Source organism: Pseudomonas ceruminis, assembly GCF_021602025.1.
Lineage (GTDB): Bacteria > Pseudomonadota > Gammaproteobacteria > Pseudomonadales > Pseudomonadaceae > Aquipseudomonas > Aquipseudomonas ceruminis.
The window spans coordinates 230,986-252,020 of record NZ_BQHW01000004.1 but is presented as its reverse complement, the minus strand read 5'-3'; the positions used below and the strand labels follow the sequence as shown (position 1 = coordinate 252,020).

At 63.4% G+C, this 21,035-nt stretch carries 20 protein-coding genes; 5 read left to right on the top strand and 15 right to left on the bottom strand.

The annotated features are described in order from the left end of the window. Positions 1 to 4 precede the first annotated feature (4 nt). On the top strand, positions 5 to 793 hold the full coding sequence (gene lptF / locus L6D80_RS07140; RefSeq protein ID WP_054902146.1) for a lipotoxin F family OmpA-related lipoprotein LptF: 789 nt from the start codon (positions 5 to 7) through the stop codon (positions 791 to 793). A 92-nt stretch (positions 794 to 885) separates the two neighbouring features. Here the strand turns inward: lptF and L6D80_RS07135 are convergent, their stop codons facing one another. The 15 genes from L6D80_RS07135 to L6D80_RS07065 all read right to left on the bottom strand — a co-directional run bounded on the left by L6D80_RS07135 (position 886) and on the right by L6D80_RS07065 (position 16,807). Next, positions 886 to 1,212, bottom strand: a complete 327-nt coding sequence (locus L6D80_RS07135; RefSeq protein ID WP_054902147.1) for a PA3694 family proteiin — start codon at positions 1,210 to 1,212, stop codon at positions 886 to 888. Next, complete coding sequence (locus L6D80_RS07130) at positions 1,209 to 2,132, bottom strand: alpha/beta hydrolase (RefSeq protein ID WP_176513159.1); 924 nt, start codon at positions 2,130 to 2,132, stop codon at positions 1,209 to 1,211. The genes L6D80_RS07135 and L6D80_RS07130 overlap by 4 nt, the downstream gene beginning before the upstream one ends. After that, entirely contained in the window at positions 2,104 to 3,381 is a 1,278-nt protein-coding gene (locus L6D80_RS07125) for a flavohemoglobin expression-modulating QEGLA motif protein (protein ID WP_176513157.1), read from the bottom strand. Before L6D80_RS07125 ends, L6D80_RS07130 begins: the two co-directional genes overlap by 29 nt. Before the next feature lie 38 nt (positions 3,382 to 3,419). Further along, on the bottom strand, positions 3,420 to 3,968 hold the full coding sequence (locus L6D80_RS07120; protein WP_176513155.1) for a hypothetical protein: 549 nt from the start codon (positions 3,966 to 3,968) through the stop codon (positions 3,420 to 3,422). Between the two features lie 30 nt (positions 3,969 to 3,998). Further along, entirely contained in the window at positions 3,999 to 4,703 is a 705-nt protein-coding gene (locus tag L6D80_RS07115; protein ID WP_054902151.1) for a TetR/AcrR family transcriptional regulator, read from the bottom strand. A gap of 96 nt (positions 4,704 to 4,799) precedes the next feature. Then, positions 4,800 to 6,302 (bottom strand): lysine--tRNA ligase, encoded by a 1,503-nt coding sequence (gene lysS, locus L6D80_RS07110; RefSeq protein ID WP_054902152.1) that lies wholly within the window; start codon positions 6,300 to 6,302, stop codon positions 4,800 to 4,802. 93 nt (positions 6,303 to 6,395) lie between these two features. Further along, positions 6,396 to 7,491, bottom strand: a protein-coding gene (gene prfB, locus L6D80_RS07105) for a peptide chain release factor 2 (RefSeq protein ID WP_156358090.1) whose coding sequence is annotated in 2 segments (ribosomal slippage) — positions 6,396 to 7,418 and positions 7,420 to 7,491 — 1,095 coding nt in all. Because the reading frame shifts where the segments join, the coding sequence is not laid out codon by codon here. Positions 7,492 to 7,620: 129 nt separating this feature from the next. Beyond that, on the bottom strand, positions 7,621 to 8,625 hold the full coding sequence (gene wspR, locus L6D80_RS07100) for a Wsp signal transduction system regulator diguanylate cyclase WspR (protein ID WP_054902154.1): 1,005 nt from the start codon (positions 8,623 to 8,625) through the stop codon (positions 7,621 to 7,623). Positions 8,626 to 8,667: 42 nt separating this feature from the next. Continuing rightward, complete coding sequence (cheB, locus tag L6D80_RS07095; protein WP_054902155.1) at positions 8,668 to 9,681, bottom strand: chemotaxis response regulator protein-glutamate methylesterase; 1,014 nt, start codon at positions 9,679 to 9,681, stop codon at positions 8,668 to 8,670. Then, positions 9,678 to 11,957, bottom strand: a complete 2,280-nt coding sequence (locus L6D80_RS07090; protein WP_054902156.1) for a hybrid sensor histidine kinase/response regulator — start codon at positions 11,955 to 11,957, stop codon at positions 9,678 to 9,680. The genes cheB and L6D80_RS07090 overlap by 4 nt, the downstream gene beginning before the upstream one ends. Continuing rightward, positions 11,954 to 12,616 (bottom strand): chemotaxis protein CheW, encoded by a 663-nt coding sequence (locus tag L6D80_RS07085; RefSeq protein ID WP_176513154.1) that lies wholly within the window; start codon positions 12,614 to 12,616, stop codon positions 11,954 to 11,956. The genes L6D80_RS07090 and L6D80_RS07085 overlap by 4 nt, the downstream gene beginning before the upstream one ends. Next, positions 12,613 to 13,863: a CheR family methyltransferase gene (locus L6D80_RS07080; protein ID WP_176513152.1), complete on the bottom strand. Its 1,251-nt coding sequence runs from the start codon at positions 13,861 to 13,863 to the stop codon at positions 12,613 to 12,615. Before L6D80_RS07080 ends, L6D80_RS07085 begins: the two co-directional genes overlap by 4 nt. Continuing rightward, positions 13,860 to 14,366: a chemotaxis protein CheW gene (locus L6D80_RS07075; protein ID WP_176513150.1), complete on the bottom strand. Its 507-nt coding sequence runs from the start codon at positions 14,364 to 14,366 to the stop codon at positions 13,860 to 13,862. The genes L6D80_RS07080 and L6D80_RS07075 overlap by 4 nt, the downstream gene beginning before the upstream one ends. A 5-nt stretch (positions 14,367 to 14,371) precedes the next feature. Next, a complete protein-coding gene (locus L6D80_RS07070) occupies positions 14,372 to 15,994 on the bottom strand; it encodes a methyl-accepting chemotaxis protein (protein WP_054902160.1) in 1,623 nt (540 codons plus the stop codon). Between the two features lie 126 nt (positions 15,995 to 16,120). Next, entirely contained in the window at positions 16,121 to 16,807 is a 687-nt protein-coding gene (locus tag L6D80_RS07065) for a tellurite resistance TerB family protein (protein ID WP_176513148.1), read from the bottom strand. A 217-nt stretch (positions 16,808 to 17,024) separates the two neighbouring features. Here L6D80_RS07065 and ydcS point away from each other — a divergent pair, with 217 nt between their 5' ends. The 4 genes from ydcS (at position 17,025) to L6D80_RS07045 (ending at position 21,022) form a co-directional block, all read left to right on the top strand. After that, positions 17,025 to 18,176, top strand: coding sequence for a putative ABC transporter substrate-binding protein YdcS (gene ydcS, locus L6D80_RS07060; protein ID WP_176513145.1), 1,152 nt, complete (start codon positions 17,025 to 17,027; stop codon positions 18,174 to 18,176). A gap of 87 nt (positions 18,177 to 18,263) precedes the next feature. Further along, positions 18,264 to 19,304 carry an ABC transporter ATP-binding protein gene (locus L6D80_RS07055; protein ID WP_054903223.1) on the top strand — a complete coding sequence of 347 codons (1,041 nt, stop codon included), beginning with the start codon at positions 18,264 to 18,266 and terminating at the stop codon, positions 19,302 to 19,304. 1 nt (position 19,305) lies between these two features. After that, positions 19,306 to 20,226 carry an ABC transporter permease gene (locus L6D80_RS07050; RefSeq protein ID WP_054903224.1) on the top strand — a complete coding sequence of 307 codons (921 nt, stop codon included), beginning with the start codon at positions 19,306 to 19,308 and terminating at the stop codon, positions 20,224 to 20,226. Beyond that, positions 20,216 to 21,022: an ABC transporter permease gene (locus L6D80_RS07045; RefSeq protein ID WP_054903225.1), complete on the top strand. Its 807-nt coding sequence runs from the start codon at positions 20,216 to 20,218 to the stop codon at positions 21,020 to 21,022. The genes L6D80_RS07050 and L6D80_RS07045 overlap by 11 nt, the downstream gene beginning before the upstream one ends. The last annotated feature ends 13 nt before the right edge of the window (positions 21,023 to 21,035 follow it).

Here is a 21,035-nt window from a genome sequence, read left to right as displayed (position 1 = left end):
CACTATGCGCAATTACGTCATGATTCCCGCTCTGCTGGCCCTGAGCGTCGGCCTCGCTGCCTGCTCGCACGACCCGAACGCCAACCTGGAATCGGCCCGCACCAACTTCTCGGCGCTGCAGAGCGATCCACAATCGAGCAAAGTCGCCGCCCTTGAAACCAAGGACGCCCAGGACTGGCTGAACAAGGCCGACAAGGCCTACATGGACCGTGAAGACACCAAGAAAGTCGACCAGTTGGCCTACCTGACCAACCAGCGCGTCGAAGTGGCCAAGCAGACCATCGCCTTGCGTACCGCCGAAAACGAGCTGAAAAACGCCTCCGCCCAGCGCGCACAGGCCAAGCTCGATGCACGCGATGCGCAGATCGCCAAGCTGCGGGACAGCCTCAACGCCAAGCAGACCGACCGTGGCACCCTGGTGACCTTCGGCGACGTGCTGTTCGATTTCAACAAGGCCGAGCTCAAGAGCAGCGCCTTGCCCAACGTCACCAAGCTGGCTCAGTTCCTTCAGGAAAACCCTGAGCGCAAGGTGATCGTCGAGGGTTACACCGACAGCGTAGGTTCGGCCAACTACAACCAGACCCTCTCGGAGCGTCGCGCCGGTGCCGTACGCATGGCACTGGTACGTGCTGGCGTCGACCCGGCGCGCATCGTCGCCCAGGGCTATGGCAAGGAGTATCCGGTAGCGGACAACTCCAGCAACTCTGGCCGTGCGCAAAACCGTCGCGTGGAGGTGACCATCTCCAACGACAACCAGCCAGTGGCACCGCGTTCGGTAAGCCAAGCGCAATAAGCCTGGTTAGCTGAAAGCAGAACCCCGCCGTGATGGCGGGGTTTTTTATGGGCGACCCTTCCAAAAGCCAGGCGCGCCTGGGTACACGTCGCTCACTGTTGTTGTTGCGGGGTTTCTTCCCCCATGCAACGCACAGCCCGTTTGCGCTCGTCCACCAACACACCCGTCAGGCCTTTTTGCTGGGTATCGAACAGCACCAGCACGCCGTCGATACACTGCGCGACCTGCGGCGCAGGGTCCAACGACACCTTGTAATCCTCCCCTGGCACGGTCTTGAGCATTGTGAACTCTTGCAGCAGCAGGGCATCCTCGGGCTTTGCGAAATGCAGGTAGCCGTAGTACCAAAGGGCCCCCACCGTCACGATGATGCTGCCTACACCGGTCAGGATCAGCGGGATGGCGTTGCGTTCTTCACTCATTGCTTATTCTTCTCGTCAGGGTAATTGGGCACTTCGGCAAGTCGCCGCAGGCCGTTGAAATGGCTCGGGTCATCGAGAAAGCGCAGCATCACCTGGCGCCACACCGGGTCGGCGAAGGTCTGCACGTGACCGCCCCGGGTCAGTTGCAGCACCCGCGGCGGCGGTGCGTGCTGGTAAAGGCGGATAGCGTTGTCCATGGGCACCAGGTCGTCGTCGATGCTGTGGAAGAACAGCTTGGGAGGGCTGCTCAGGCGCTCGATCGAGCGGATCGCGCTGTCGCCGTCCGGCACCAGCCACGACAGCGGCACCTGCAGCGGCCAGGTCATCCATGACGTGCTCAGGGCGAAACGCCCTACATCCCGGTAACTGGCCGGCACACCGTCGAACACCAGTGCGCTGAAGCGCTGGCGTTGTTCCGGATGGGCCGCCAGGTAATGAATGGCCATCGCGCCGCCGAGGCTCTGGCCCAGCAGCACCAAGGGCTTGCCCTTGACCTCCGGGGCCTGGTCAAGCCAGGCCATGGCCGCTGCGATGTCCTCGTAGACCTGCGGCAGGCTGGGCTTGCCCTGGGACAGCCCATAGCCTCGATAATCGATCATCAGGACCTGATAACCCTGCTCCGGCAACCAGTAGCTGCCGCCCAAGTGCCCGGCGAGGTTGCCGCCGTTGCCATGCAAGTGCAGGACCGTGCCCTTGGCCTGGACGCCTGCCTTGGCCGGCAGCCACCAGCCGTGCAGGCGGATGCCGTCGGCAGTTACAAGGGTGACATCACGGTACTCGAGCCTGGCCCGCTCAGGGGTGAACGGTTGACCCGGCTCCGGGTAGAACAACAGGCTGCTGCAGCCACCCAGGCCCAACAACGCCAAGCTCAGGGCCAGGCAACGGCAGCATTCAGAGAATGTTCGCGTAGTCGGCTTCAATACGGTCCAGGCTCAAGTGGTTGAGGAAGTTGGAGAAGCACATCCATGCCGACAGCGCATTGAGGTCACGGAACTGCTCCGGCAGGTACTTGGGCGGCTCGACCAGCCCCTCTTCGACCAGCTGGCGCAAGGTGCGCATGTCTTCAAGGGTGGTCTTGCCGCAGAACAGCAGCGGAATCTGCTCGAGCTTGCCTTTCTTCACAGCCAACTGAATGTAGTTGTAAACCATGATGAAGCCCTTGAGGTAGGACAAGTCCTTGGTGAATGGCAGGCCATCGGGCACCGAGCCGCGGAACACCCGGCTGGCATTGCTGTAGCTCTGCGCCATCTCGAAGCCCTGGGCGCGGAAGAACTCGAAGATCTGCAGAAAATCGGCGCCCTCCTCGACCATGTGGATGGCGCAGGTCCGGTTGGTGAGCTTGCGCAGGCGGCTGGGGTAGGAAGCGAAGGCAATCACCTCCATGAGAATCGCCAGGCCTTCCTGGGTCACCGTCGACGAAGGCGGCCCTTTGGCCAGGAAGGTGCAGATCGGCTGGTTGAGGCCGTTGAGCGTGGTGCCCACGTGCACCAGCCCTTCATGCACCTCCAGCGCCCGCACGTCGCGGCTGTTGAACATGGCGTCGGCACGGACCTTGATGTAGTCGGCACCCGCCGCCGCATCGGCAACAATCCCATCGGACTCGAATACGCGGATGGTTTCCTCGGCCTCGCCGAACACCTTGTTCAGGCGGCGCTGGAGAATATCCACGGCCTCCTTGGCGGTCAGGTTCTTCGGTTCATCCTTGAGGTCGCCACGGCCATCGATGTTGTTCAGGTAGTCCGACAGCATCAGGCCCAGGTCGGCCAGGGTCGGGTCACCGGCGTGGAAGGCGTCGGAGGCGGCGCCGTACAGTTCCTGAGAGATCAGCCCGAAGTCCTCGGTGCCGCGTGCTTCGAGCATACGCACCACCATGCGGTACTCCTTGCACATGCGCCGCATGATCTGCCCGACCGGGTTGAACTGGCCCAGCCGTCGGGTGATGTCGCGCTCGATGCTCTGGAATTCGGCCTTGACCGCGCTGGAATCGAACGCCAGCGGGCGCGACTGGTAATAGGCACGGTCCACCGCCGGCGGCTCCTTGCCCTTGGCCTTGAGGAAGCCCTGGCGGATGTTGTCATCCCACTTCACCGCATCAAGCACACGGATCGGGGTTTGCGCCGCCACGATGCGGTCGGACAGTGCGCGGATGGTTTGCTGATACTCGTCCACTCAGGACTCCTTGCATGCCGGCAAAAACGCCGGCAGGGTCATTTGCCGCTGCGCTGGAAGCGCGCCACCTCGACGAACAGGTCGGAGTTGGCCGGGTCATCCAGATACGCCAGCACGCGCGCCGACGGGCTGTCGATCAGCACGCCGTCACCGTTGTCCTCGGGCACTTCGACGCTGCGCCCGGTCAGTTCCTTCTTCTCGACCGCCTGTTGCACCTGCTCGACGTCAAGGTTGTAGACCACCAGTTCCTTGCCATCGACGATATCGAAACCACCAATCAGGAAGTTGCCACCCAGGCGCTTGGGCACACCGGCCGAAAGGTACCAGCGGTTGCCGTGGCGCGACACGGTGAAGACATATTCTTCAGGCTTCTTACCCTTGGCGGTCGCCACGGCCTTGTAGGCATCGCCGCCCGTGCGGCTGATGACCAGCTTCAGGGGCTCGCCCCAGGCATCCTTGCTGCTCCACTTGCCCAGCAACGCCTTGGGCGCCGCCTGATTGCTCGGCAGCGGCTCGTGGAAGGTCACCAGACAACCGCCCAGCAGCAGGAATGACAACGTCAACAACACCACACGCCAGGCTTTCATCAGGTTCTCCTTGAAAAGTTCGCACCAGGCTCAGGCCGATGCCAACACCAGGTGAAGGTAACGGGTAAGCATAGCGAGCATCTGCCCATCGGCTTGCGCATCGGCATCCTTGAGCAGGCCCTGATATTCCATCTGCTCGATAATCGCCGTCAACATCTGGGCGTCCTGCTCCGGTTGTTGCGAGCCGACCACCTGCAACAGCTGCCGTGTGCCATGCAGCAGAATCTGCTCATGGGCGCGCACCAGTTCGGCCAGGCGCGGGCATAGCAGCGCCTCTTGGCGAAAGGCCTGCTCGGCCATGAGGAAGTCGCGGCGGTTGAGCAATTGCCGCGAAACGTAGTCGGCGGTCATGCGCGCCACTTCGTCTGCCAGGCGTGCCCGAGATTGCGCGCTGCTGTCGCCCTGGGCAAGCAGCTGGCGCAAGACCACCTCCGTGTTGGCCCAGAGCTTGGCCATATAGGCCGCGCTGCGTTCGACGTACTGGGCGAAGGTATCGGTGAGCAGGTCCTCGATATCCTTGAAGTAGTAAGTGGTGGCCGACAACGGCACACCGGCCTCGGCGGCCACCGCACGGTGGCGCACCCCGCGCACGCCATCACGCACGACAATGCGCATGGCGGCATCGAGGATCAGCTGGCGGCGCTGCTCGCTGCCTTGGCGGGCGGTCTTGCGACCCTGGTACTGCACGCTTTCGGCGACGGCGGTGGCGATGCCGGCGGCGCCCTGGTGAGGCATGGCGGGTGTCACGGGGGGTACCTCATGGGTCAGTACAAACAACATAAAGCTTCAGGCAAGAAAAAGCCGCCTCGAAAGGCGGCTTGTTCAGTTCACTCAGGCCTGCGGACGCATGTGCGGGAACAGGATCACATCGCGAATCGACGGCGAGTTGGTCAACAGCATCACCAGGCGGTCGATGCCGATGCCTTCACCAGCGGTCGGCGGCATGCCGTACTCCAGGGCGCGAACGAAGTCGGCATCGTAGTGCATGGCCTCGTCGTCACCGGCGTCCTTCTCCGCTACCTGGGCCAGGAAGCGCTCGGCCTGGTCCTCGGCATCGTTGAGCTCGGAATAGGCGTTGGCGATTTCGCGGCCACCGATGAACAGCTCGAAGCGGTCGGTCACGGCTGGGTTGTCGTCATTGCGACGGGCCAGCGGCGACACTTCGAACGGGTATTCGGTGATGAAGTGCGGCTGCTCCAGCTTGTGCTCGACCAGTTCTTCGAAAATCATCACCTGCAGCTTGCCCAGGCCTTCATGGCCAAGCACCTTGGCACCGGCTTTTCTGGCGATCTCACGGGCCTTGTCGACGTCCTGCAGGTCGGCGGCGGACAACTGCGGGTTGTACTTGAGGATCGAGTCGAACACCGACAGGCGCACGAACGGCTCACCGAAGTGGAACACCTTGTCGCCGTACGGCACGTCGGTGCTGCCCAGCACCAACTGCGCCAGCTCGCGGAACAGCTCTTCGGTGAGGTCCATGTTGTCGCGGTAGTCGGCATAGGCCTGGTAGAACTCGAGCATGGTGAACTCGGGGTTGTGCCGGGTCGAAACGCCTTCGTTACGGAAGTTGCGGTTGATCTCGAAGACCTTTTCGAACCCGCCGACCACAAGGCGCTTGAGGTACAGCTCCGGCGCGATGCGCAGGAACATGGCCATGTCCAGGGCATTGTGGTGGGTTTCGAACGGCTTGGCGGCAGCACCACCGGGAATGGTTTGCAGCATCGGCGTTTCGACTTCAAGGAAGTCGCGCTCGGTGAGGAACTTGCGGATGTGCGAGATCACCTGCGAACGCACACGGAAGGTGTGGCGAGTTTCTTCGTTGACCATCAGGTCGACGTAGCGCTGGCGGTAGCGCTGCTCGGTGTCGGTCAGGCCGTGGTGCTTGTCCGGCAGCGGGCGCAGCGACTTGGTCAGCAGGCGCACGTTGGTCATTTCGACGTACAGATCACCTTTACCGGAACGCGCCAGGGTACCTTCTGCGGCGATGATGTCGCCAAGGTCCCAGGTCTTGACCGCAGCCAGGGTCTCTTCCGGCAGGGTCTTGCGGTTGACATAGACCTGGATACGGCCGGTCATGTCCTGGATGACCATGAACGAGCCACGGTTGAGCATGATGCGACCGGCAACCTTGACCGGGATCGCTGCAGCTTCCAGCTCTTCCTTGGTCTTGTCGACGTATTGCTTCTGCAGGTCGTTGCAGTAGCTGTCGCGGCGGAAGTCGTTGGGGAAGGCCTGACCCTTCTCGCGCTCAGCGGCAAGCTTTTCCTTGCGCAGGGCGATCAGGGTGTTTTCTTCCTGTTGCAGGTCTTGCGATTCGGTCTTGAGGTCGCTCATGTCGTCATTCTTTCCATCAGGTATTCGTTGCCCTTTTCGGGCAGGGCACGCGATACCGGCGGGCGGCCTGGTATCGCGGCGGTGGTGTGCGGCTTACAGCCCCTGCTTGAGGCTCGCTTCCAGATACTGGTCGAGGTCGCCGTCCAGAACCTTCTGGCAATCGCTGCGCTCGACGCCGGTGCGCAGGTCCTTGATGCGGGAGTCATCAAGCACGTAGGAGCGAATCTGGTGACCCCAGCCGATATCCGACTTGCTGTCTTCCAGCGCCTGAGAGGCGGCGTTGCGCTTCTGCATTTCCAGCTCGTACAACTTGGCCCGCAGCATTTTCATGGCGGTATCCTTGTTGGCATGCTGGGAGCGTTCGTTCTGGCAGGCCACCACGGTGTTGGTCGGCACGTGGGTGATACGCACCGCGGAGTCGGTGGTGTTCACGTGCTGACCGCCGGCGCCCGAGGAGCGGTAGGTGTCGATACGCAAGTCGGCCGGGTTGATCTCGATTTCGACCTTGTCGTCGATCTCGGGCGACACGAACACCGCCGAGAACGAGGTGTGGCGACGGGCACCGGAGTCGAACGGGCTCTTGCGCACCAGGCGGTGCACACCGATCTCGGTGCGCAGCCAGCCGAAGGCGTACTCGCCCTTGATGTGCACGGTGGCGCCCTTGATGCCGGCGACCTCACCTTCGGAAAGCTCGATGATGGTGGCGTCGAAACCGCGCTTGTCGGCCCAGCGCAGGTACATGCGCAGCAGGATGTTGGCCCAGTCCTGCGCCTCGGTACCCCCCGAGCCGGCCTGGATGTCCAGGTAGGCGTTGTTCATGTCCATCTCGCCGCTGAACATGCGACGGAACTCAAGCTGAGCCAGGTTCTCTTCCAGGCTTTGCAGCTCGGTCACGACGTCGCTTACCGCGCCTTCGTCATTTTCCTCGACAGCCATGTCGAGCAGGTCCTTGCAGTCGGCCAGGCCGCCAGACAGCTTGTCCAGGGTCTCGACGACCTGGGCCAGCATGGCACGTTCGCGGCCCAGGGCCTGGGCATACTCGGGCTTGTTCCAGACGGCCGGGTCTTCCAGCTCGCGGTTGACTTCGATCAGGCGGTCATGCTTGTGATCGTAGTCAAAGATACCCCCGAATGGACTGGGAACGCTCGGTGAGGTCCTTGATGGTGTTCAGGATCGGTTGGATTTCCATGGGCTGGCTACTCGCGCGAATTCGGTGAAAAGCCGGGGAGTATAACTGAGTCTGGGGCTCGGCGGCAGACCCGCCGGGCGGTAGAAATCCGAATGGCCTCCTCGTCGGCGAGCCGACGGTGAGGCCCGTTCAGGCAATCCCAACCTGGTTACGGCCGCTGTCCTTGGCCAGGTACAAGCCCTTGTCCGCCGCCGAGATCAACTGCCGGCAATGGCTGCCCAGCGGTGGCGTCTGCGTCGCCAGGCCAATACTGACGGTCAGGCGCGAATCGGCCTGCGGCGCAGTGTGCGGGATAGCCAGGCCATGTACGGTCTGGCGCAGCTTCTCGGCGACCAGGCGCGCCCCGCCGGGCGAGGTATTGGGCAGCACCAAGGCGAACTCCTCGCCACCATAGCGCGCTGGCAGGTCGGTCGGCCGCGAGCAGGAGCCACGAATGGCTTCGGCGACCTGGCGCAGGGCCTCGTCACCGGCCAGGTGGCCAAAGCTGTCGTTGTAGACCTTGAAGTAGTCGACATCGATCATCAGCAGCGACAACTGCTGCTGTTCCCGCATCGCCCGGCGCCATTCCAGCTCCAGGTACTCGTCGAAGTGGCGGCGGTTGGACAGCCCGGTCAGGCCGTCGGAGTTCATCAGCCGCTGCAACATCAGGTTGGTGTCGAGCAACTGCTGCTGGCTCACCCGCAACGCGCGATAGGCCTCATCACGCTGCAGCAGCGTCAGGTAGGAACGTGAGTGATAGCGAATGCGTGCCACCAGTTCGATGGTGTCCGGCAGCTTGACCAGATAATCGTTGGCCCCGGCGGCAAATGCCGCGCTCTTGACCAGCGGGTCTTCCTTGGTCGACAGGACGATGATCGGGATGTCCTGGGTGGCCGGGTTGTTGCGGTACTCGCGCACCAGGGTCAGGCCATCCAGGCCCGGCATGATCAGGTCCTGGAGGATCACCGTGGGCTTGATGCGCATCGCCTGTGCCACGGCCTGGTGCGGGTCGGCGCAGAAGTGGAAGTCGATGTTCTCCTCGTGGGCCAGGCCACGACGCACCGCTTCGCCGATCATCGCCTGATCATCGACCAGCAGCACCATCGCCGAATTTTCGTTGGTGGTCGCAAAACCATCCATCGGTAGATCATTCATCCCTATTCACCTGACCACAGCCGCAGCGTGATTCACATATCGTCATTTTGCAAAGATTTCCATCAAGCGCCCGGCGATTCGCTCCAGCGGACGGATCTCCACCGCTGCATCGATTGCCGCGGCCGCCTTGGGCATACCGTAGACTGCGCTGCTGGCCTGGTCCTGAGCAATGGTCAGGAAGCCCTGCTGGCGCATCAGTTTCAGGCCCTGGGCGCCGTCGCGGCCCATGCCGGTGAGCAGCACGCCCACCGCATCGCCGCGCCAGTAGCGCGCCACGCTCTCGAAGAACACATCGATCGAGGGCCGGTAGATTTCATTGACAGGTTCGGCAGTGTAGGCCAACTGGCCATTCTGTATCAGGCGGATATGGTGGTTGGTGCCGGCCAGCAGCACTTGCCCCGGCTGCGGCGGCTCCCCCTCACGGGCCAGACGCACCGGTAGCCCGCACGCGCTGCCAAGCCATTCGGCCATGCCGGCAGCGAACACCTGGTCGACATGCTGGACCAGCACGATGGACGCCGCAAATCCCTTGGGCAGCCCTTTGAGCAACACTTCCAACGCGGCGGGCCCGCCTGCCGACGAGCCAATCGCCACCAGCCCACGGCGCTGCGCACTGTCACGCAGCGGCGCCGCGACCGGTTTGGTGGCCGCTGGGCGCTGCTGACCGATCAGCCAGCTGATGTTGAGTATCTTGCGCAGCAATGGCGCCGCCGCAGCGCGCGCATCACCAGCACCCAGGGACGGCGTGTCGACCACATCCAGGGCACCATGGCCCATCGCTTCGAACACCTGGTGCACGTTCTGCTTGCGATCGACAGTGACGATGACGATGGCGCAGGGCGTCTCGGCCATGATCCGCCGCGTTGCCTCGACACCGCCCATCACCGGCATGATCAGGTCCATGAGAATAAGGTCGGGGGTAAACTCGGCACACTTGCTTACCGCCTCGGCACCGTTGCTGGCCACCCACACCACCTCGTGCGCAGGCTCGAACGCCAAGGCCCTGCGCAAGGCTTCCACGGCCATGGGCATGTCATTGACGATGGCGATCTTCATCCCTGAGCACCTCCGATCAATTCCACCACGGCGTCCAGCAACGCATCGTCGTGGAAGCTCGCCTTAGCCAAATAGTAGTCGGCCCCGGCATCCAGGCCACGCCGCCGATCTTCTTCACGGTCCTTGTACGAGACCACCATCACCGGTAGCGACTGCAGCCGCTGATCACGGCGCACCAAGGTGACCAACTCGATGCCGTCCATGCGCGGCATGTCGATATCGGTAATCAACAGGTCGAAGTCTTCACTGCGCAGGGCGTTCCAACCGTCCATGCCGTCGACCGCAACGGCAACATCGTAGCCGCGATTGCCCAGCAGCTTGCGTTGCAGCTCGCGCACCGTGAGCGAATCGTCGACCACCAGGATGCGCTTGCGGCTGACCCCACGCCCGCCTTGTACGCCGCGCTCGATGCGTTCCAGGCGGCCGGTGCTGAGCAGCTTCTCCACCGAGCGCAGCAGGTCTTCCACGTCGACGATCAGCACCACGGAACCATCGTCCAGCAGTGCCCCCGCCGAGATGTCCTGAACCTTGCCAAGGCGCGGGTCCAGCGGCATCACCACCAAGACCCGCTCGCCGATCAGGCGCTCCACCGCCACCCCATACAACTGCTCGCGCTCGCGAATCACCACTACCCGCAAACTGCGTTCATCCCCCGGTGCGGTCGGCCGGTTGAGCAACTGGTTGGCAGCAACCAGGCCGATGTGCCTGCCCTCGTGCCAAAAATGCTGCCGGCCTTCGATCTGCACGATCTGCTCGGCGGTCACTTCCAGGGTGCGCTCGATATGCGCCAGCGGGAATGCATAGGCCTCACCGCCCACTTCCACCACCAGGCTGCGCACCACCGACAGGGTCAGCGGCACTTGCACGTGGAAACGACAGCCCTGGCCCGTTACCTGGGTCAGTTCAATCGAGCCACGCAGGTCACGCACCATATGCTGCACTGCGTCCAGGCCAACGCCACGGCCGGACACCTCAGTCACCTTGTCGCGCATGCTGAAGCCCGGCAGGAACAGAAAGGTCAGCAGCTCTGCCTCACTCATCTGCGCCACGGTATCGGCCGGGGACAGGCCCCGCTCGACGATATTGCGGCGCAACCGCTCAAGGTCGATACCACCCCCGTCATCGCTCAGTTCAAGCACAAGCAGGCCTGCCTGATGCGAGGCATGCAGGCGAATGGCACCCTCTTCCGGCTTGCCAGCCAGCAGGCGTAGCTCGGGCATTTCGATGCCGTGGTCGACGGCATTGCGCAGCAGGTGGGTAAGCGGTGCCTCGAGCTTTTCCAGCACATCGCGATCGACCTGGGTCTTTTCGCCATCGATCTGCAGGCGCACCTGCTTGCCCAGCGAGCGCCCCAGGTCGCGCACCATACGGCTTTGACCAGTGAGCACGTCGGCAAACGGCCTCATACGGCAGGCCAGCGCCGTGTCGTAAAGCAATTGCGCACGCTGGCTGGCCTGCCAGCCGAATTCGTCGAGGTCGGCAGCCTGCTGCTGCAGGATCTGCTGGGTTTCCAGCAACAGGCGCTGAGTCTGGGCCAGTGCTTCGAGCACTTCAGGGCTTTGGCCGCCTTCTTCGAGTTGGGCCTTCAGCCCGTCGAGGGCGCGCATGCCCTGGCCATGCATGCGCTTGAGGCGCTGCAGGGTGGCCAGGTAGGGCTTGAGGCGCTGGGTCTCCACCAGCGATTTGCTCGACAGGTCGAGCAGGCTGTTCAGGCGATCGGCAGTAACCCGCAGTACCCGCTCGGCCCCGTCTGCGCCGCGTTTACCGGCCTTGCGCGGCGCTGGCGGTTCTGCCTCTGGCTCAGCCTCGACCGTCACCGGCTCGGCGGCCAACGCAGCGAACACTGCAGGTTCTGGCGCCAGCGTTGGCAGCGGCACCGGCGCAGCACTTGGGTCGAGCAGGCCCGCCATCTGTACCAGGAACGCCGGCACGCCCGCTTCGCCCGACGGATCGCCGGGCGTTGCGATATGCAGCAGCAGGTCAGTGCCACGCAACAGTGCGTCGATATGGTCCGCCCGCAACTGAAGTCGGCCCTCTTGGGCAGCCACCAGGCAATCTTCCATCACATGGGCGACGCTGACCCCGGCATCGATGCCAACGATCCGTGCGGCGCCCTTGAGCGAATGTGCCGCACGCATGCAGGCTTCCAGCTGGTCAGCCTGGGTCGGGTTGCGCTCCAGGGCCATCAGGCCGGTGCTGAGCACCTGGGTCTGGGCCTCGGCCTCGAGGCTGAAGAGTTCGAGCAACGATGCGTCGCGCATTTGCTCCGGGGTCATGACAGGCTCCGCTGTACGGCAGACAGTAAGTGTTGGTCGTCCAGCAGGCGCACGCTGCGTCCGCGCCATTGCAGTACGGCCGTGGTGAACGGCGCAGCGCCCTCGGCGACATCCGGCAATTCGAGGTCCAGATGATGAATGCCATCAATTTCGTCCACCGCCATCACCACCGGGCCACCCACCGCAGCCAGGATCAGCATGCGTGGCATCGCTCGGCCACTGTGCGGCTGCTCAGGCAAACGTTCCCCTCCCAACAGATCACCCAGGGACAGGCAAGGCACCAATGCCCCACGTACATTGGCCACCCCTTGCAGCACCCGTGAACGCTGATGGGGCAACGAGTGCACCGGCTGCATTGGCGCGATCTCGGCCAGGCAGGCAGTGGCCAGGGCCAGCCATTCCTCACCCAGGCGAAACAGCAACAGCGAACGCCCGCTGCTGGCCTCGACCGCGGCCGCTGGGGCCTGTTGATCCTGGACCAGGGTGTAGCGGTCCAGCAGGCGCGTGGCCGCTGCCGCGTAGACTTCACAGTTGCGGCAGTGGATATGCCGCTCCAGCAACGGGCACTGCTTGTTGCCATGCACACCGATACGGTTCCAGCAGTCATCGATGCGCTCGTCGTCCTGAGCGAGCAGCCCGATCGCGTGTTCAACATTCATCGTTCAGCCTCCCGACCAGCGCGCGCCGCGCGTTCCTGCAGGCGCCGGGCGCCGGCTTCATCGCCCTGGGCAGCCAGCAGCGTGGCCAGGTGCAGCAAGGCTTCAGGGTGCTGCGGGTCCAGGTACAAGGCCTTGCGGTAGTGGGTCAGCGCTTGTGCGGCATCGCCTTCGGTATCGCTGAGCAGCCCCAGCCAGTAATACACCTGGGCCTTGGGCGCGAACTGGGCCAAGTAACGCTGGCAACTGGCGCGCGCCTGGCCGATATCACCGGCATTGGCCTGCTGCGCGATGTTGCTCAGCAAGTCGCTTTCGCTCTCGCTTTGTTCGACGCGGGGCACGGCGACGGGTACCGAACGCCGCAGCACCGGTGCCGGCGCAGGCCGGCTCGACCCGATGGGCGCAGGCGGTAATGGCACGCTGCGCACAACCGGCTTCGGCGCGGGCGGCGGCTCCACAACCTGGCGCACATAGGCGAACGACTGGGCGATCCCCAGCGGGCGCATGCCCAGCCGCGCCAGCAAGCTCCCCTCGGCCGGCCCAATGAACAGCACACCCTGCGGCTGAGCCAGGCCCTTAAGCACCTCGAAGACACGCTGCTGGGTCGGCACATCGAAGTAGATCAACAAATTGCGGCAGAACACGAAATCGTACTGGCCGTTGCGCCTGGCCAATACCGGGTCGAGCACGTTGCCCACTTGCAGGTTGACCTGCTGCCGAACCCGCTCATCGAGCTGATGGCCATCATCGCGCGGGTGGAAATGCCGCTCGCGAAAAGCCAGCTCGCTGCCACGGAAGGAATTGCGCCCATACACCCCCTGCACCGCCTTGGCCACCGAGTTGGGGCTGATATCGATACCATCGATATGGAAGGAGGCTGGGTGGATTCCCGAGTCGAGCAGGGCCATGGCCAGCGAATAGGGTTCCTCACCGGTAGAACAGGGCAGGCTCAGCAGCCGCAGCGGCCGTTCGCCGGCGAGTTCTGCCAGGCGTTTGTGGGCCAGGCCGACCAACGCGGTGAATGATTCGGGATAACGGAAAAACCAGGTCTCCGGAACGATCACGGCCTCGATCAGCGCTTGCTGTTCGTCTACCGATTGCTGCAGGCGCAGCCAATAATCGTCAAGGTCGGCCGCCCCCAGCGCTACACAGCGCTGCTGCAAGGCTCGCTCGACCATCGGCACACCCACCGATTCGACATCCAGGCCGATACGCTCCTGCAGAAAGCGAAAGAACGGTTGTGCGTTCATGGCCGCACCTGCTGCGCCGACGCATCCGGGTACAACAACTGGCGCACGGCATCGCTTAGCAGGTCGTCCACCTCGATACGCTGCAGCAACCCCTCGGCGTCCTGGCGCACCGGGCCCAGGTACGGCGCTTCGCCGTTGTCCAGGCCATAGGGCTGAAAGGCTTCCGACGGGCAGCGCAGGGTTTCGGTAGCCTGCTCGAGGATCAGGCCCAACTGCTGGTCGCCACGGTAGCGCACAAGGACCAGGCGCGTACTGGTGCGCTGGGCTGAGGGCTGGGCGAAGGCCAGCGCGCACAGGTCGATTACCGGCACCAGCACACCGCGATGGGCCAGGATGCCGGCCACCCAGGCCGGTGTGTGGGCGATCGGCTTGAGTGGCCGGCATGGCAGCACCTCGATCACCTCGCGCACATCCAGGGCGAAGCGCTGGTCACCCAGGCGAAACTGCAGGTACAGCGAGCCCTTGGTACTGGCTGCTGCCTTTTGTGGAGGCAGGTCGTTCATGACAGTCAGACTTTGAAGCGCGATACACCGCCGCGCAGTCCGGCGGCCACCTGGCTCAACTCGTCGATGGCGAAGCTGGCCTGGCGCAGCGACTCTACCGTCTGGGTGCTGGCATCGCTGAGCTGGGCCAGTGCCTGGTTGATCTGCTCGGCGCCGGTTGCCTGGGCCTGCATGCCTTCGTTGACCATCAACACACGCGGTGCCAGGGCCTGTACCTGATGAATGATCTGGCTCAGTTGTTCGCCCACCTGCTGCACCTCGAACATGCCACGGCGCACCTCTTCGGAAAACTTGTCCATGCCCATCACGCCGGCCGACACCGCCGACTGGATTTCCCGCACCATCTGCTCGATGTCGTAGGTGGCCACGGCAGTCTGGTCGGCCAGGCGCCGCACCTCGGTGGCCACCACGGCAAAGCCACGGCCATATTCGCCGGCTTTTTCAGCCTCGATAGCCGCGTTGAGCGACAACAGGTTGGTCTGATCGGCAACCTTGACGATGGTCACCACCATCTGGGTGATGTTGCTGGCTTTTTCGTTGAGTATCCCCAGCTTGGCGTTGACCAGGTCAGCCGCCCCCATGACCTGGTGCATGGTTTCTTCCATGCGCGCCAGGCCCTGCTGGCCAGAGCCGGCAAGGCTCGAGGCCTGGTCAGCAGCACTGGTGACTTCGGTCATGGTGCGCACCAAGTCCCGTGAAGTGGCAGCAATTTCGCGCGAGGTGGCGCCGATTTCCGTGGTGGTGGCAGCTGTTTCGGTGGCCGTGGCTTGCTGCTGCTTGGACGTGGCGGCAATTTCGGTGACCGAAGTGGTGACCTGTACCGACGAACGCTGGGCCTGGGACACCAGGTTGGCCAGCGCCTCGGCCATTTCGTTGAATCCGCTTTCGATAGCGCCGAACTCGTCCTTGCGATCCAGGCTAAGGCGCATGCTCAGGTCACCTGAGCGCAATTTGTCGAGGGCATGCACGATGCGCTGCACGGGCGCGGTGATGGCGCGCATCAGCAGTAGCCCACAGATACCTGCGGCAAGGATGGCCAGCAGCAGCGAAATCACCATGCTGCCCTTGGCCGTGCTTACCGCGCTGACGATCTCACGGGTGGCGCCGTCGGCAGATTGCCGGTTGCGCTCGATGGTGTCGTTCAGGTGCTTGCGCCCGTCCACCCAGGCCGGGGTGAGCACCTCGATGATCAACCGTTCGGCTTCCGCGTAGTTGTGTTGGCGATAGGCTTCAAGCACCTCGCCTACCAGCTTGATGTAAACCTCCTCAAGCTTGATGAATGCGTCGAAACTGGCCTGGTCGTCGGCATCATTGATGGTGGTCTGGTAACTGGCCATGTGCTGTTTGAGCCGGTCTTCGAAGCTCTTGAACAGCTCCATGTCTGCCGGTGTGATTTCGCGGTGCCGCGACAACCCCACCAACTGCTGGCTGGTGACATAGCTGTCGACCCAGGCGCTGCGGATCATCGAGCTGTAGTACACCCCGGGAATGCTGTCGGTCCCCACTGCCTCCTCGGCACTTTCGATCGTCACCAGCCGCGAGTAGGCGGCCACGACCATCAGCAGCATGATGGCGATGATCACGGCGAAACTTGCCAGGATCCGTTGGCGCAAGGTCCAGTTCTTCACATTCAGCCCTCAGGAATTCACAACGAGCGGGGAAAATCGCCGAAGTATAGCCCAGGCGTTCTACGCTTTTGCGGCTGAAATGCAGGGTTTTCAGGCATCCATGCCTAATTGAAGGCCATTTGCCACCTAATTGGCCTCGGCAAGCCTTATTTGGCTTTCCAGTTCCTGGCGCAAGGCCGGGTCCAGGCGCAGTTGCCGGGCCAGTTCGTCCAGGTAAGCGCGCTCCATGAAGTTTTCCTGATCGACCATCATTACGCTGGCCAGGTACATCTCGGCGGCCATCTCCGGCGTTTGCGCCGCGCGGGCAACTTCAGCCGGATCAAGGGGCTTGTTGAGCTCGGCATGCAGCCATTGCTGCAACGCTCGGTCGCTGTCCAGGCGAGTGAACTCACCTTCGATCAGGGCACGCTCACGCTCATCGATATGGCCATCGGCCTTGGCTGCCGCCACCAGTGCCTGCAGGACCGCCTGGCTGTGCTGCTCGGCCTCGGCCGGCGGCAGGTGATCGAGGGTTTGCGGCTCGGCCCCCTGCCCTGCGCCCTGGCGTGCCTGCCAGTTACCGTAGGCCTTGTAGGCCAACACCCCGAGCGCAGCCAGGCCACCGTAGGTAATGGCCTTGCCGCCATACTTGCGCGCTTTCTTGTTGCCCAGCAGCAAGCCCATGGCCCCTGCCGCCAGGGCGCCGCCGCCAGCGCCGGAAAGCAGCCCGCCCAGGCCACCGGCACCAGCGCCTGGCTTGCCTGCGCCGGCCTGCTTGTTGAGCAGTTCCTGACCGGACTTGAGCAGTTGATCGAGTAGGCCCCGGGTGTTCATTCGCGCATCTCCACGGTATCGAAGGTAATCAGCAGAGTAAGGCCTGCCCGGGGAGAGGCCATCCTTGCATTTGCATCTGGATGTTGCGTTGGCTGGCCAAAAGCCAACTAGACTCGAGATCGCCAACAACCTGCGCAAGCGCACTACGCTTATAACAACCGCTTTACTGCTTTCTTGATGACTGCCCCGACCAAGATCTCCAAGAAGAGGGAACACCATGTCAGTGCACAAGACCGCATTGCTCGGCGCCATGACGGGCGCCCTGCTGGCCAGCGCCAGCCTGCAGGCCGCCGAAATGCCAAAGGCCCTGGGAGCCAGCGAAGGCCAGCTGGATATCGTCGCCTGGCCCGGCTACATCGAGCGTGGTGAAAGCGACAAGGCCTATGACTGGGTCACAGGTTTCGAAAAGGAGACCGGCTGCAAAGTCAACGTCAAGACCGCCGCCACCTCCGACGAAATGGTCAGCCTGATGAACAAGGGCGGTTATGACCTGGTCACGGCCTCCGGCGATGCCTCGTTGCGCCTGATCGTCGGCAAGAAAGTGCAGCCGATCAACACGGCCCTGATCCCCAACTGGAAGAACATTGACCCACGCCTGCAGAACGGTGGCTGGTATGTGGTCGACAAACACATCTATGGCACCCCGTATCAGTGGGGGCCGAACGTGCTGTTGTACAACACCAAGACCTTCACCCAGGCGCCCACCAGCTGGAGCGTGGTGTTCGAGCCGCAGAACCTGCCCGATGGCAAGCCCAACAAAGGCCGGGTGCAGGCCTACGATGGGCCGATCTACATCGCCGACGCGGCGCTGTACCTGAAATCGGCAAAGCCTGAACTGGGCATCCAGGACCCCTACGAACTCAACGAAGCCCAGTACAAGGCCGTACTCGAGCTGTTACGCCAGCAGCAACCGCTGATCCACCGTTACTGGCACGACGCCTCGGTGCAGATGAGCGATGTGAAAAACGAAGGTGTGGTCGCCTCCAGCTCGTGGGGCTACATGGTCAACGGCCTGAAGGCCGAGAACCAGCCCGTGGCCTCGACCATTCCCAAGGAAGGCGCTACTGGCTGGGCTGATACGACGATGCTGCACAGCGAGGCCAAGCACCCCAACTGCGCGTACAAATGGATGGACTGGTCACTGCAACCGAAGGTGCAGGGCGACGTGGCAGCCTGGTTCGGTTCGTCGCCAGCCGTGCCTGCGGCCTGCACCGGCAGCGAGCTGCTGGGGGCCGAGGGCTGCAAGACCAACGGCTTCGACAACTTCGACAAGATCGCCTTCTGGAAGACCCCACAGGCCCAGGGCGGCAAGTTCGTGCCGTATAGCCGCTGGACCCAGGACTACATCGCGATCATGGGGGGGCGCTAAGGTCCACTGAGCCTGCACTGGCCGCTTCGCGGGGCACGTCTGCGAAGCGGCCAGTGCAGGCAATACCCGCACAGCTGAGTACCGCCTATGCCGCTAGCAGTCCAGTTCACCCAGGTGTCGCGCACCTTCGGTGAGGTCAAGGCCGTCGATCAGGTCAGCATCGACATCGAAGACGGCGAATTCTTCTCCATGCTCGGCCCTTCCGGCTCGGGCAAGACCACCTGCCTGCGCCTGATCGCCGGCTTCGAACAACCCAGCAGTGGTTCGATCCGCATCCATGGCAGCGAGGCCACCGGTGTGCCGCCCTACCAGCGTGATGTCAACACTGTGTTCCAGGACTACGCGCTGTTCCCGCACATGAATGTGCTGGACAACATCGCCTACGGCCTCAAGGTCAAGGGTGTGGCCAGGGCCGAACGCCATGCGCGCGCCGATGAGGCCCTGGCGATGGTGGCCCTGGCCGGCTATGGCGGGCGTAAACCGGCGCAACTGTCCGGGGGCCAGCGCCAGCGCGTTGCCCTGGCCCGTGCCTTGGTCAATCGCCCCCGGGTCCTGTTGCTCGACGAGCCGCTTGGGGCTCTGGACCTTAAACTGCGCGAACAAATGCAGGGCGAGCTGAAGAAACTGCAGCGTCAGCTGGGCATTACCTTCATCTTCGTGACCCACGACCAGACCGAGGCGTTGTCGATGTCCGACCGGGTTGCGGTGTTCAACCGCGGCCGCATCGAACAGGTAGATACCCCGCGTAACCTCTACATGCAACCGGCGACCACCTTCGTTGCCGAGTTCGTCGGCACCTCCAACGTGGTGCGCGGCGACCTGGCCGAGCAGCTCAGCGGCAGCCGCTCGCCATTCTCCATTCGCCCCGAACACATTCGCCTGGGGGTAGCTGCCGACGCTGCGCACGAGGTCCAGCTCAGCGGCCTGCTGCGTGACGTCCAGTACCAGGGCAGCGCCACGCGTTATGAAGTGCAACTGGACAGTGGCCAGTTGTTGGCCGTAAGCCACGCCAACGACCGTTGGCAGGCGCAGCCGCAACCCTGGCAAGCCGGCCAGCGTGTGCAACTGCGCTGGCCACGCGAAGCGATGACGGCGCTGCAGGAAACCGTCCTGGCCGAGGGCCGCTGACATGAGCCACTCGAGCCTGTCGCGCAGGTTTTCCACCCTGCTCTACCGGCGCCCCAATCTCTACCTGGCGCTGCTGCTGATCCCGCCGCTGACGTGGTTTGGGGCCATCTACCTGGGTTCGCTGCTCAACCTGCTCTGGCAAGGTTTCTACACCTTCGACGATTTCACCATGGCGGTCACCCCGACGCTGACCCTGGACAACTTCGCCGCCCTGTTCAACCCGTCCAATTTCGACATCATCCTGCGCACCCTGGCCATGGCCGTGGCAGTGTCGCTGGCAAGCGCGGTGCTGGCCTTTCCCATCGCCTACTACATGGCGCGCTATACCACCGGCAAGACCAAGGCGTTTTTCTACATCGCGGTGATGATGCCGATGTGGGCCAGCTACATCGTCAAGACCTATGCCTGGACGCTGCTGCTGGCCAAAGGCGGCGTGGCGCAGTGGTTCATCCAGCAACTGCACCTGGACGCACTGCTGCAAGCGGTGCTGGCGTTACCTGGGGTGGGCGGCAGCACACTGTCGACCTCACACCTGGGGCGTTTCATGGTGTTCGTGTACATCTGGCTGCCGTTCATGATCCTGCCGGTGCAAGCTTCACTGGAACGCCTGCCACCGTCCTTGCTGCAGGCGTCGGCCGACCTGGGCGCCAGGCCCGGTCAGACGTTCTTCCAGGTGGTCCTGCCGCTGTCGATACCGGGCATTGCCGCAGGCTCGATCTTCACCTTTTCGCTCACCCTGGGCGACTTCATCGTGCCCCAGCTGGTTGGCCCTCCCGGCTACTTCATCGGCAGCATGGTCTACGCCCAGCAAGGGGCGATCGGCAACATGCCAATGGCCGCGGCGTTCACCCTGGTGCCGATCGTGCTGATTGCCTTGTACCTGTCCATCGTCAAGCGCCTGGGGGCCTTCGATGCACTCTGAAAACGCTTCGCTGGGCCTGCGCCTGGCGGCCTGGGGCGGGTTGCTGTTCCTGCACTTCCCGATCCTGATCATCATCCTGTACGCCTTCAACACCGAAGACGCAGCGTTCAGCTTCCCGCCCAAAGGCCTTACCTTAAAATGGTTCGCCGTGGCCTTCACCCGGCCGGATGTGCTCGAGGCCATCAAGCTGTCGCTGCAGGTCGCCTGCCTGGCCACGCTGATCGCCCTGGTGCTCGGCACGCTGGCTTCTGCGGCGCTGTACCGGCGCAGCTTCTTTGGCAAGGAAAGCATCTCGCTGATGCTGATCCTGCCGATCGCCCTGCCCGGCATCATTACCGGCATCGCCTTGCTTTCAGCGTTCAAGACCTTGGGCATCGAACCTGGGGTGTTCACCATCGTCGTCGGCCACGCGACCTTCTGCGTGGTGATCGTCTACAACAACGTGATCGCCCGCCTGCGGCGCACCTCGCAAAGCCTGATCGAAGCCTCGATGGACCTGGGCGCCGACGGCTGGCAGACCTTCCGCTACATCATCCTGCCCAACCTCGGTTCGGCGCTGTTGGCCGGCGGCATGCTGGCCTTCGCCTTGTCGTTCGACGAAATCATCGTCACCACCTTCACCGCCGGCCATGAGCGCACCCTGCCAATCTGGTTGCTCAACCAGCTCAGCCGCCCGCGCGATGTACCCGTGACCAATGTGGTTGCCATGCTGGTGATGCTGGTGACCATGCTGCCGATCCTCGGCGCCTACTACCTGACCCGCGGCGGCGAAAGCGTCGCAGGCAGCGGTAAATGACCCACAAGGAGCC